Annotated in this window: 14 protein-coding genes and 1 pseudogene; 5 read left to right on the top strand and 10 right to left on the bottom strand. The window is 68.3% G+C overall.

Annotated elements, in window-relative coordinates:
• Window positions 1-323: hypothetical protein (locus ACO6D5_RS27595; RefSeq protein ID WP_485827163.1), on the bottom strand; the 323-nt coding region annotated here is incomplete at its 3' end.
• Between the two features lie 158 nt (window positions 324-481).
• Window positions 482-1,378, bottom strand: coding sequence for an alpha/beta fold hydrolase (locus tag ACO6D5_RS27590; RefSeq protein WP_485827162.1), 897 nt, complete (start codon window positions 1,376-1,378; stop codon window positions 482-484).
• Between the two features lie 114 nt (window positions 1,379-1,492).
• Here ACO6D5_RS27590 and ACO6D5_RS27585 point away from each other — a divergent pair, with 114 nt between their 5' ends.
• The 3 genes from ACO6D5_RS27585 to ACO6D5_RS27575 all read left to right on the top strand — a co-directional run bounded on the left by ACO6D5_RS27585 (window position 1,493) and on the right by ACO6D5_RS27575 (window position 3,705).
• Complete coding sequence (locus ACO6D5_RS27585; protein ID WP_315844718.1) at window positions 1,493-2,380, top strand: LysR family transcriptional regulator; 888 nt, start codon at window positions 1,493-1,495, stop codon at window positions 2,378-2,380.
• 146 nt (window positions 2,381-2,526) lie between these two features.
• Entirely contained in the window at window positions 2,527-2,676 is a 150-nt protein-coding gene (locus tag ACO6D5_RS27580; protein WP_315844717.1) for a hypothetical protein, read from the top strand.
• 204 nt (window positions 2,677-2,880) lie between these two features.
• Window positions 2,881-3,705, top strand: coding sequence for an SDR family oxidoreductase (locus ACO6D5_RS27575; RefSeq protein WP_485827161.1), 825 nt, complete (start codon window positions 2,881-2,883; stop codon window positions 3,703-3,705).
• Window positions 3,706-3,729: 24 nt separating this feature from the next.
• Here ACO6D5_RS27575 and ACO6D5_RS27570 read toward each other — a convergent pair whose 3' ends face one another.
• Window positions 3,730-4,500 (bottom strand): sulfite exporter TauE/SafE family protein, encoded by a 771-nt coding sequence (locus ACO6D5_RS27570; protein ID WP_485827160.1) that lies wholly within the window; start codon window positions 4,498-4,500, stop codon window positions 3,730-3,732.
• Window positions 4,497-4,913: a sel1 repeat family protein gene (locus tag ACO6D5_RS27565; protein WP_315844714.1), complete on the bottom strand. Its 417-nt coding sequence runs from the start codon at window positions 4,911-4,913 to the stop codon at window positions 4,497-4,499. The genes ACO6D5_RS27570 and ACO6D5_RS27565 overlap by 4 nt, the downstream gene beginning before the upstream one ends.
• Before the next feature lie 136 nt (window positions 4,914-5,049).
• On the opposite strand from ACO6D5_RS27565, the gene ACO6D5_RS27560 reads away from it, so the two are divergent.
• Complete coding sequence (locus tag ACO6D5_RS27560; protein ID WP_485827159.1) at window positions 5,050-6,015, top strand: LysR substrate-binding domain-containing protein; 966 nt, start codon at window positions 5,050-5,052, stop codon at window positions 6,013-6,015.
• On the opposite strand, the gene ACO6D5_RS27555 is transcribed toward ACO6D5_RS27560, so the two are convergent.
• Entirely contained in the window at window positions 5,936-7,339 is a 1,404-nt protein-coding gene (locus ACO6D5_RS27555; protein WP_485827158.1) for an MATE family efflux transporter, read from the bottom strand. The genes ACO6D5_RS27560 and ACO6D5_RS27555 overlap by 80 nt on opposite strands.
• A 133-nt stretch (window positions 7,340-7,472) precedes the next feature.
• On the opposite strand from ACO6D5_RS27555, the gene ACO6D5_RS27550 reads away from it, so the two are divergent.
• Entirely contained in the window at window positions 7,473-7,949 is a 477-nt protein-coding gene (locus tag ACO6D5_RS27550) for a MarR family winged helix-turn-helix transcriptional regulator (protein ID WP_315844711.1), read from the top strand.
• Here the strand turns inward: ACO6D5_RS27550 and ACO6D5_RS27545 are convergent.
• The 5 genes and pseudogenes from ACO6D5_RS27545 to ACO6D5_RS27525 all read right to left on the bottom strand — a co-directional run.
• Window positions 7,946-8,851, bottom strand: a complete 906-nt coding sequence (locus ACO6D5_RS27545) for a DMT family transporter (protein ID WP_485827157.1) — start codon at window positions 8,849-8,851, stop codon at window positions 7,946-7,948. The genes ACO6D5_RS27550 and ACO6D5_RS27545 overlap by 4 nt on opposite strands.
• A 99-nt stretch (window positions 8,852-8,950) precedes the next feature.
• Window positions 8,951-9,754, bottom strand: coding sequence for an AraC family transcriptional regulator (locus tag ACO6D5_RS27540; protein WP_485827156.1), 804 nt, complete (start codon window positions 9,752-9,754; stop codon window positions 8,951-8,953).
• A gap of 22 nt (window positions 9,755-9,776) precedes the next feature.
• Entirely contained in the window at window positions 9,777-10,124 is a 348-nt protein-coding gene (locus ACO6D5_RS27535; protein WP_315844708.1) for an EF-hand domain-containing protein, read from the bottom strand.
• Window positions 10,125-10,262: 138 nt separating this feature from the next.
• The gene (locus ACO6D5_RS27530) at window positions 10,263-10,754 is read right to left on the bottom strand and encodes a hypothetical protein (RefSeq protein WP_485827164.1); all 492 of its coding nucleotides are present in this window, start codon (window positions 10,752-10,754) and stop codon (window positions 10,263-10,265) included.
• Window positions 10,754-11,092, bottom strand: a pseudogene (locus tag ACO6D5_RS27525) (hypothetical protein); the annotation flags it as partial. The pseudogene ACO6D5_RS27525 and the gene ACO6D5_RS27530, both read right to left, overlap by 1 nt.

Here is an 11,092-nt window from a genome sequence, read left to right as displayed (position 1 = left end):
GGCTTGATCCCCACGCTGTAAGGGGGCGCATTGCCGCGTGCGGCGGCCTTGATCTTCAGCATCGAGCCGCCGGGGGTGAATTCGAAGTCTTGCAGCGGCACTTCGAACCATTGGTGAAAGCTGGTGCGGGAAAACTCGGGCACCCAGACTTTGGCGCGCCGCGCGTCGCAGTGGAATTCCACCAGCGTGCGGTCGATGCCCAGGGGGCGGGTGTTGCCGATGCGGTAGCTGACGCGCAGTTCGGCGCTTTCGGTCGAGCCGGGGCGCCAGGTCAGGCCGATGGATTCCATGAATTGTTCAATCGCCTGAATGCCGCGATACATAGCTGACTCCGAATGCTGTCGGGCGCCGTGCGCCCACGAAAATCCGCCGCGCGCGGCGGCGGGAAACAGACGGATTATCCGCCATTCCGGGGCAGGCTGCCCAGTCGGCGGGGCGCGTGGGTCGGAATGAGGCCTCGGGCGGGAGGCGCAGGCGGGTATCAGGCGCCGGTTTTGGCGCAGAACGCCAGGATGGCGTCGGCGACGGCCTGCGGGGCTTCGCGTTGGGGGAAGTGGCCTACTCCGTCCAGTACGCGGCGCGCGTAGCCGCCCTGGAAGAACGCCTCCTTGCCTTCCGAGGTGGCCGGCTGGTTGCACGCGTCGGCCCCGCCATGCAGCACCAGGGTTGGGACGGTCAGCACGGGGGCGGGGGTGAGCAACGCCGTGTCGGCCTGATAGGCGATGTCGCCTTCGGCATAGCCCCAGCGGTGGCGGTAGGAATGCAGCACCACCTCGGCCCAGTCCGGGTTGTCGAAGGCGCGCGCCGCCTCGTCGAACGCTTCCGGCGTGTACCAGGGGCCGGGCGACCAGGTATCCCACATGTTGCGGGTGAACTCGCGGCGGTTGCCGCGCACGGCCTCGGCGCCACGCGGCGTCGCCATGAACCAGTGATACCAGTAATTGCGCGCCTGGGTCAGCGACAAGGTCTGGTTCGGGTCGTTGGTGCCATAGCCGACCGACAGCAGCACGAGCTGCTGCGCGGCACCCGGCCGAAGGCCGCAGGCATTGGCCGCGGCGCGTGCGCCCCAGTCGTGGCCCACCAGCAGCGGGCGTTGCAAGCCAAGCGCATCGATGAAGTCCAGCAGGTCGCGCCCCAACGCGGCCAGCTCTCCGCTGCGCGGCGTGGCGGCATCGCGAAAGCGCGTGGGGCCGAAGCCGCGCAAGGCGGGACACAGCACCCGGTAGCCATCCGCCGCCAGGCGCGCGGCCACGGTGTTCCAGCTTTCGGGGCTGTCGGGCCACCCATGCAGCAGCACGGCGGTGCGCGATCCGGCAGGGTTCCATTCCAGATAGGCGATATCCAGCAAGGGGGTCTGGATTTGGGCGTAGGGGGACATGACGGGGCTCCTTCTTTCGGTGACGGTGCTGTCACGATAGCGGCGGGTCTTGTCATGATTCTTGATGAATAAGCGCTTATTATCAATAAATCATGAATATAAGGATGGCAGGCGATGGATATCCCGAACGAGTCCGCTGGCGCGGTGCTGGACCTGACGCTCTTGCGCACGTTCCTGGAAGTGGTGGACTGCGGCGGCTTTGCGCTGGCCGCCGATGCGCTGTCCTTGACGCCATCGGCCGTCAGCGGCCACATCAAGCGCCTGGAGGTGCTGGCCGGCGCCACCTTGCTGGACCGCACGACGCGCAGCTTTGAAGTGACGCCGGCGGGTGAGACCCTGTACGCCTATGCGCGCAACATCGTCGACCTGGAGCGCGAGGCGCGCGCCCGCCTGAGCGGCACGCGCCTGAAGGGCCGCTTGCGCATCGGATCGTCGGAGGATTTCGCGGGCGCGTGGTTGGCCGAGGTGCTGCAAGCGTTTCACCGCGGCCATCCGGAGGCCTCGATTGAACTGAAGGTGGGCGTCACCGCCGACCTGCTGCGCCAGCAGGCGCGAGGCAAGCTGGATGTGGTGTTCGGCAAGCAGTGCGCGCGGGTGCAGGACGATGGCGAACTCTTGTGGGAAGAGGACCTGGTGTGGGCCTGGGGAGAAGACAAGCCGTGGAAGCCTGGCCGGCAGGTGCCGTTGGCCGTGTTTCCCGAACCTTGCGTGTATCGCGAAGCGGCCATCACGGCGTTGGGGCAGACGAAGCAGGGCTGGGTGCCGGCATTCGAAAGCGGCAGCATGGGCGGTTGCCTGGCCGCCGCATTGGCGGGGTTCGCCGTGGCGCCCGTTGCGCGCAGCCAGCTGCGCGAGGGCTTGCGCGCCCTGTCGCGCGATGACGGCATGCCCGACCTTCCGATGACGCGCTTCTACGCCTATCTGCGTTCGGCCGAACCCGCGGTGCAGGCGCTGGTGGCGGCGGTCCGGCAGACGGGGCAGCGGCGGCGCTTCGGACGCTGAACGCCTCCCCGCATCGGCGGCCTTTATCGCCGCCATTGAGTAAAGCAAATGGACGCGGCGCGTGATGGCCCGCACCATGACGCACATGTCCTTACCGAGGCCGGCGCGCAGTCCGCCGGCCGGGACGCTTCACTCAAGGAGTCATCATGGCGAATTTCTTACTGGCATTGGTCAACGCGGAACTCTCGTTGTTCGGCGTGCAGACGGCAGACGAACCGGCGGTAGCGCCTGCCGCCGTGGGGCAGGACACCGCGCCTGCGTTCGATAGCGAGCATTACCGCAGCGCGCTGGGCTGACCGCGCATCGCCGCACAACACGCATCAGCGTAGAAATAGGCAGGTTTCACGCAAGAACGAGCCTGTACGCCTGTACGTCCGATTCTTAATATCCCTAACCAGGCTCAGGGCCGAAGCGTCAGTCATGGATGCTTTGCCCGGCCGGGCCGCCCGGCATCTCGCCGGCGGCCGCAAGCACGCAGGCTGGCAAGGAAAGGGAATCGCATGAATACCGAAAAAATCTGGTTGGTGACGGGTGCGTCGACGGGCTTGGGCCTGGTTCTGGTGAAGATGCTGCTGGACCGGGGGCACAAGGTGGCGGCGACGGCCCGGGATGGCGATGCATTGCTCGAGGCCGTAGGGGCCAAGCTGGAAGGGCAGTTCCTGCCCCTGTCTGTGGATCTGGCCGACGAGCGCAACGTGCGCCGCGCGGTGGATGCCACGATGGCCGCTTTCGGTGGGGTGGACGTGGTGGTGAACAACGCGGGCGACGCGTTGCAGGGATCGTTGGATAGCCTGTCCGACGACGCGTTGCGCGGCACGTTCGACATCAACGTGTTCGGCATGCTGAACGTTATCCGCGCGGTGCTGCCGCGCCTGCGCACGCAGCGCAGCGGGCACGTGTTCAATATCTCCTCAATCCTGGGCTTTGACGGCGGCTACGCGCAATGGGGCGCCTATAGCGCCGCCAAGTTCGCGGTCAGCGGTTTGACCGAGGCATTGGCGGCCGAGGCGTCGGCATGGGGTGTGCGCGTGTCGCTGGTGTACCCGGGCGCGATGCGCGCGGGATCGGACCCGGATCGTGGCGATGCGCCTGAAATGGCGGCGCGCGATCCTTTGTGCGAAGCGCTGTGCGGCGATCCCGTGAAGGCGGCGCAGGCATTGATCAATGCCGCGCAGGCACAGTATGCGCCGCTGCATCTGTTCCTGGGCCGCGACGCCTTCGATCAGGCGCGCGGCAAGATCCAGTCGGTGCAGCAGGAGCTGGCGCGCTGGCGCGAGATGTCGGTGTCGATCGGCTTTGTCGACGAGCGGCGTCTGGCGGCGTGACCCGCCACGTGGACTGGACCGCGCTCAGGCGGTCCAGCCCTGCACGACCTGGTACGCGCCCAGCAACGCCAGGCTGATCATGAAGCACAGCTTGAACGTGCGCGCGGAAAGCCGGTTGCGCAACCATTGGCCCAGCGCCATGCCGATTAGCGCGGGCAACAGCATCAACACGGATGCCCCGGCGGCGCCGGAACTGTAGCCGCCGTTGAGCCACAGGCCTGCCGCCAGGGCCACCGTCGACACCGTAAACGAAATGCCCATGGCCTGGATCAGGCCGTCCTTGCCCAGGTTCAACGCTTGCAGGTAGGGCACCGCAGGGATCACGAACACGCCCGTGGCCGCGGTGATCACGCCGGTCACGGCGCCGACCACCGCGCCCAACGCAGGCTCGAGCCGGCGCGGCACGCTCGGCGGCGAGCCGAACAGGCCCCAGGCCGCATAGGCGATCAGCGCCAAGCCCAGGCAGACGCTCGCCCAATGGCCGCTGGGCGCGCCCAGCCACAGTGCGCCCGCGATCGTGCCGACGCAGACGCCTACCTGCAGGGCGCCGATCCGGCGCAGGGTGACAAAGAGCGTGGGCCAGGGCCGGGCCTGCCAGAGATTGGTGATGAGCGAGGGCACGATCAACAGCGCGGCGGCCTGCGCCGGCGCCATGACAAGCGCGAGCATCGCCATGGAAATGGTCGGCAGGCCCAGGCCCACCACGCCTTTGACGACGCCGGCCAGGATGAACACGGCGACAGTCACCGTCAGCAGCGCCGGCGTGGCGCCGGGCAACAGGTCCAGCGGGTTCATAGGCGCTCGCAGTGGGAAAGCTGGGCGGGCCGGGGCCGGCTGAACAGCGCGTAGGCCACGTCCGTGGCGCCCGGGCCGTCCTGGCGCGCCGCGCGCAGCAACCATTGCCGTGCTTCGCACAGGTCGGTCTGCATGGCCGGGCCATACAAGGCGGGCCCGCCGATCAGCGCCAGGCCCAGCAACCGTTGCGCCGGCGCGTGGCCGTCGTGCGCGGCGGCACGCAGCCAGGCAAGCATGGCGGGCACGTCGCCTTCGGTTTGGGCTTCAAGCGCCAAGGCGTATTTCTGCGCAGGCGTGGTGTAGTCGCTGAGGCCGGACTGGGCTATGGCGTTGCCTGAGGCGTGCAAGGCCAGGCACAGCAGCGCCACGCTTGGCCATCGCGCGCGGCGGGCGCATCGATTCAGAGTCGTCATGGTCGGATTCCGGGTGATAGGTCGCAGGAGTCATGAGGGTTGGCTCATTCTGCGCTGCCCTTGGCACAATCCGGTATCGGGATGTGGCATACCTTGCCTATGGTCCAGCCTGAGGCACGCGTGCTACGCTGGCCGGATGCGATTCGACCTGACCGACCTTCGGCTTTTCCTGAACGTGCAGGAAACCGGCTCCATCACGGCGGGCGCCAAGCGTTCGCACATGACGCTGGCCTCTGCCAGCGAACGCATCCGCGGCATGGAAGACACCTTGGGCGTGCCCTTGCTGCTGCGCGAACATCGCGGCGTCGAACCCACGCCGGCGGGCCGGACGTTGGCGCACCATGCACGGGTGGTCCTGGCCCAGATGGACCGCATGCGCGGCGAGCTCGACCACTACGGCCACGGGCTGAAGGGCCACGTGCGCGTGCTGTGCAACACCACGGCGCTTAGCGAATACCTGCCGTCGGTGCTGGGCGATTTCCTGAAGGACCATCCGCGCGTATCGGTGGACCTGGAGGAAAGGCTCAGCCACGAGATCGCCGACGCGTTGCGCGCCGGCACCTGCGATATCGGCGTGCTGGCGGATTCGACGGACCTGCACGGCCTGCATACGCGACCCTTCCGCCATGATCCGCTGACGCTGATCGTGCCGCGCGGCCACGCGCTGGCGGGCCGCCTGGCGGTCACGCTGGCCGAGGTGGCAGATGAGGAGTTCGTGGGCTTGGTGGAGGGCAGCGCCTTGCAGGAACACATTGCGCACCATGCGCGGCGCGGCGGGAAAGTGCTGTCGTACCGCGTGCGCTTGCGCAGCTTCGACGCGGTATGCCGGATGGTGGGGCAGGGCGTGGGCATCGGCATCGTGCCGAGGGTGGCCGCAGTGCGCTACGGCCGCGCGGCGGGTGTCACGCGCGTGGCGCTGGCCGATGACTGGGCCACGCGCGATCTCGTGCTGTGCGTGCGCGATGCCTTGCCGGCGTACGCCGCCGAACTGGTTGCCTACGCGCTGCGCGACGCGCCCCGCGCTACGGACGCGCCAGCGGCTGAGGTTTACGCAGATGGCCGCGGTCGAACCAGGACCCGGACGCGACCGCGCTCAGGATGATCAGGCCGTACAGGCACATGGCCACGGCGGCGGTCAGGAAAAACAGGGTCAACGATCCGGTCAGGTGCAGGACGACGCCGCCCGCGCCCACGGCGACCAGCAGGCGCAGGCAACCCGCCAGCAGCGGCCATTTCAGCCGGCCCGCGCCTTGCGAGGCGAAGTACATCGAGAAGCCCATGGCAAAGAACCCGTAGACCGGGCCGACCGTGCGCAAATAGGCCGAGCCGGCTTGCAGCATGTGGTCTTCGGCGCCGAAAAGGCGCAGCCATGCCTCGGGATAGCATGCGGCGGCCAGACCGATGGCTTCGGCCAGCACGAAGGCCATCGCGCCGCCGGTCAGGGCGATCCGCATGGCGCGTTCAGGCTGTCCCGCGCCGATGTTGGACGCGACCATCGCGACCATCGGCGCGCCCAGGCCAAAGGCGATCGGAATCAACAGATACTCCAGCCGCACGGCGATGCCGTAGCCGGCCACGGCGGCGGTGCTGGCATAGGCGCCGACCAGCGCCGCCGTCAGCGCCACCAGCGCGTTGGTCAGCAAGGGGTTCAGCGTGGCCAGCGCGCCCACGCTGAGGATGCTGCGCATCAGGTTCAGGTGCAGCCGGCTGGCGACCAGCCGCGCGGGGTTGCGTCCGCTGGCGCAATAGGCGCCCAGTATCAGCGCGCCCACGCCGTAATAGATGACGAGCGCCCAGCCGCCGCCTGCCACGCCCAGCGCGGGGAACGGCCCCCATCCGAAGATCAGGCACGGCGATAAGGGAATCAGCAGCAACGCGCCGCCGCAGATCACGGCGCCCGGCACCAGCATGTTGCCGGTGCCCCGGATGACGCTGGCGAATGCATTCATCAGCCACATCAGCACGATGCCGCCGAAGATGACGTTGGAGTAAGCCAGCGCCGCCTCCAGCGCTTCGCCGTCCGCGCCCAGCGCGCGATACAGCTGCGGACCGAAGGCCAGCAGCAGCACGCAAAAGAGCAGCCCCAGCAGCGCGTTGAGCACGACGGCGTGCAGCACCAATTGATCGGCCTCTTGCTGGCGGCCGGCGCCCAGCGCGCGGGCGACGGCGGCGGAAATGCCGCCGCCCATCGCACCCTGGGACATGTTGCCCATCAGGAACAGCACCGGCACCACCAGCGCCACGCCGGCCAGCACCGAAGTGCCCAGGCGCGCCAGGAACCAGGTCTCGATCAGGCCGGTGGCCGACTGCGCCGACATCATCAGGATATTGGGCCAGGCCAGGCGTGCCAGCGTGGGGGCGATGGGCGCTTCAAGCATGGCCTGCAGGCGCGCATTGGCGGGGCGTGGCGGAGGGGTCGCTGACATGGGGGATGGCCGGAACAGGATGCGGTAAAATTTACGTGCATATGCCAATACCTGTCAAGATTGGGCTGGACGCGAGCCTGGCCCGGCAGTAGCGTAATGGCCTTGCCCTTCCCAACTTGCCCTTCTTGCCGCCATGTCCGCCGCCGATCCTTCCGTCCCCGCCATCGTTCCGGATCCGCTTGTATGCAACGGCGCCGCGCTGCGCAAAGCGACGCGGCGCGTGTCGCAGTTGTATGACACGGTGCTGGCGCCCTGCGGCCTGAAAGTCTCGCAGCATTCCATCCTGATCCACATTGCGCGCGCCGGCGCGCCGTCGATGACGGACTTGGCGCGCGCCATGGTGCTGGACCGTTCCGCGTTGGCGCACAACCTGAAACCGCTGGAACGGGACGGCTATGTGCAGATGGCGCGCGACGAACGCGATGGCCGAAGCCGCCGCGTGGCGCTGACGGACGCGGGCCGCGCCAAGCTGGCGGAATCCAGGCGCCTGTGGAAAGACGCCCAGAACCGCTTCGAAGCCGCCTATGGCGCCGAGCGCGCGGCCGCCTTGCGGCATGCGCTGGCCGATATCTTTTCCGACGAATTCGCGCTGGCGTTCAGCCGCGGTTAACTGCGCGCAGGCGCGGCCGCGGACCGGCGGCGGCCGGTCCACCCCAGCAGCGCCACGGCGCCCAGCACGCAAGCCAACCCCGCGACCTGGGCGCCCGTCAGGGACTCTCCTAGCAAGCCGGCCGCCAGCGCGACCGCCGACGCGGGCGCCAACGCGGTAAAGAGCGCAGCTTCGGAACCGTCGACCCGCGCGGCGCCGGCATACCAAAGCAGGAAGCCGCCCACGGTGGGCACCACCGCGTAATAGGCGACCGCCCACAGCGCATCGCCCGACACACTGATCTGCCAGGGCGATTCCGCCACGCACGCCAGTGCCGAAAAGGCCAGCCCGAAGCCCGTCATGACGGTCGACAGCGCAAGCGGCGGGACCGGCACGCGCAGCCGCTTGTTGAGCAGGATGAACAGCCCTTCGCACAGCACCGCGCCCAGGATCAGCGCATTGCCGACCCATGAAGGGGCGCCGCTTGCCTCTGCGGCGTGGCGCGTCATCAGCCAGACGCCGAAGCCGGCTGCGGCGATGGCGGCCAGCACGGCCTTGCCCGGACGCTCGCCCAGCAGCACGATCGCGATGGCCGCGGTGACGAGCGGCAGGGTCCCTAGAATGACGCCGCCGTCCACCGCCGACGTGCGCTGCAGCCCGGCGATCAATAGCGTGGTGTAGCCGACGCTGCCGGCGATGGCCTGCGCCGCCAGCAAGAGCCAGTCGCGCCGGCCCAGGCGAGGCAGGCGCGCGCCGGTCACGGCCATCAGCAGCGCGAAGCAAGGCAGGGCGATGGCGAAGCGCAGCGCCGTCGCGGTGAAGGGCGGCAGCCCGGTTCCGATGACCTTGCTGGCTACGACCGTGCTGCCCACCAGCGCCATGGCCGCCGCCAGGTAGCAATATCCCTGCGTCTTTCCGCTCATGTCCATCTACCGCGTATGAAGAAAGGCGCAGCGTAGGACGCGCGCGGGTCGCCGGTCTTGAACGAAATTGCAGGGCAGGAAAGGACGAGGCGGGGACGGTCAGCGTGCGGCCAGCGCGTAGCGGCGAGGGGACACGCCGTAAGTGCGGACGAAGAGGCGGGTCATGTGGCTCTGGTCGGCAAAGCCACCCGCCGCCGCCGCATCCGCCAGCGGGTGGCCTTCGCGAATCAGGCGGCGCGCCAACAGCAGCCGCCGCTGCATTTGATAGGCATGGGGCGTCAAGCCGGTGGCGTCGGCAAACGCGCGCAGCACTTGATAGCGGCTCAGGCCGCTGACCGCCGCCAGGGTTGCCAAAGACAGTACGGCGGCCGGGTCGTCGTCGATCAGGGCGCGGGCGTGGCGTATCGCCGCGGGCGCGCCGCGACAGGCCTGCTGCCGCGCATACGGGCTGTGCGCGGCGGCCACGATGCGCAACAGCAGGGAGTCGCACGCCAGCGCGTCGGGCACCGTGTCCGTGACGTGCGCATAAAGCGCCAGCACGTCGCGCGCCAGGCCTGGGTTGTCTTGCGCGGGGTGTTCGAACTCGTAGCGGCGTCCGTCGGCGACCAGCTCGGCCGCGTTGCGCGCGATCACGCCAGGGTCCAGATACAGCATCTGCCAGGCGCGCATGCCGTCGCCCACGGGGGCGCCGTCATGGACTTCACCCGGGTTGACGGTAATGACGTGGCCGGGGCCGGCCTCTACCCGGCCGCGCCCGCTATGCGAGACCTGCGCGCCAGCGCGGATCACGCCAATGCCGAACTGGTCATGCGTATGGCGAGAAAAGGCGTGCCCGCTGCGCGCAGCCACTGCCTGCACGCCGGGCAGCGCGCCGCGCTGCATGATGAATTGGCCGGGCGGCATGAGCGGGGCCGTCCCAAGGGGCTTAGCCCTTGTATTCCTTCATGACCTGCTTGATGAACTCGGCGCGGCTGATTTTGCCGTCCTTGTTGGTGTCCATGGCGGCGAACTGTTCCGCGGTCAGGTCCTTCGGCAACTCGCTCTTGCTGAGATAACCGTCGCCATTGGTATCCAGCTTGGCGAACGACTCTTCCATGAAGGCTTGATATTCGCTTGGGCTGACGACGCCGTTCTTGTCGGTATCCAAACGCTGCATCTGTGCCGGGGACAGGCGGATATTGCCGTCGGAAGACTGTGCCGCGGCAAAGGGCGCCGCGATAGCCAGCGCCGTGAGTGCGGCGCTCAAGGTAAGAATCTTCTTCATGTCTTTCATTCCCTTGCCGGCCAAGGCCGTGATGATTGCAGCGTAGCCGAAATCACTTCAGCGCGCTGCAACGGAATGTCCGGGGGCCGTTTTCCACCTAGCGGTCCGCTCTTGCGCAAGCGGCCCGCAAGCGGCCGGGTTGCCCCGCTATTGCAGCCCGTTCCAGCGGGCCACCGAGGGTTCGGCCGACGCCCACTTCCATTGTCCGCCGGGTTGCCTGCAGATCATGCTCGCGTAGGCAGGCGCGGGCGCGTCGTCTTGCTCCACCGTGAACAGCACCTCGCGGCAGCGCGTAAGCGGGGTATCGATATCGCGTACCACCTGGATGCCGCCGCGCTCGTTGCCGACGGGCAATGCATGGCGGATCTGCCATTGCCGCACCTGGCCGATGGGCAGTTCGCCCGCCGCGTTGGCCATGACGTTCTGCTGGTCGTTCTTCCATTCGCGCAGCACATATTTCACCGTGGCGTCGACCGCCGCCTGCACCGTGACGCCGATGGCGTAGCCGGCTACCGGGTTCGCGGTGGCGGCTCCGCTGACAGTGCCGACCACGGCGCCCGTCGCGCCGCCGATGGAGGAGCTTTGACAGCCGCTCAGCCCCAGTGCGGCCGCCAGCGCCAGCAGGCATGCGCGGCGCATCACTGCAACGAGCCCCAGCGCGCCGTGGCCGGTTCGGCGTTCGCCCAGCGCCAATGGGCGCCGTCTCGGCAGACTGTCGTGACGAAGAATTCGCGCAGCGGTTCGTCGCCGGTTTTTTTTGCGGGCGTATCGATCGAGAAGACTACTTCCTTGCATTCCAGGCCCGCGCCACCGAAGGCGCGGCTGACGGCGACCTGCCCTTGCGCATCGCTTTCGATGGGTAGCTGGTGCTTGACGCGCCAGGGCGCGACCGCGCCCACGTCCAGCGGGCCGGCCGCAGTGGCGATGGCGTCCTGTTCTTCGCCGCGGGTCTTGCGCTGGGCATAGGCCAGCGCGGC

It is taken from the genome of Achromobacter sp. (assembly GCF_057314935.1).
This window is presented reverse-complemented; position numbering and strand designations above follow the sequence as displayed.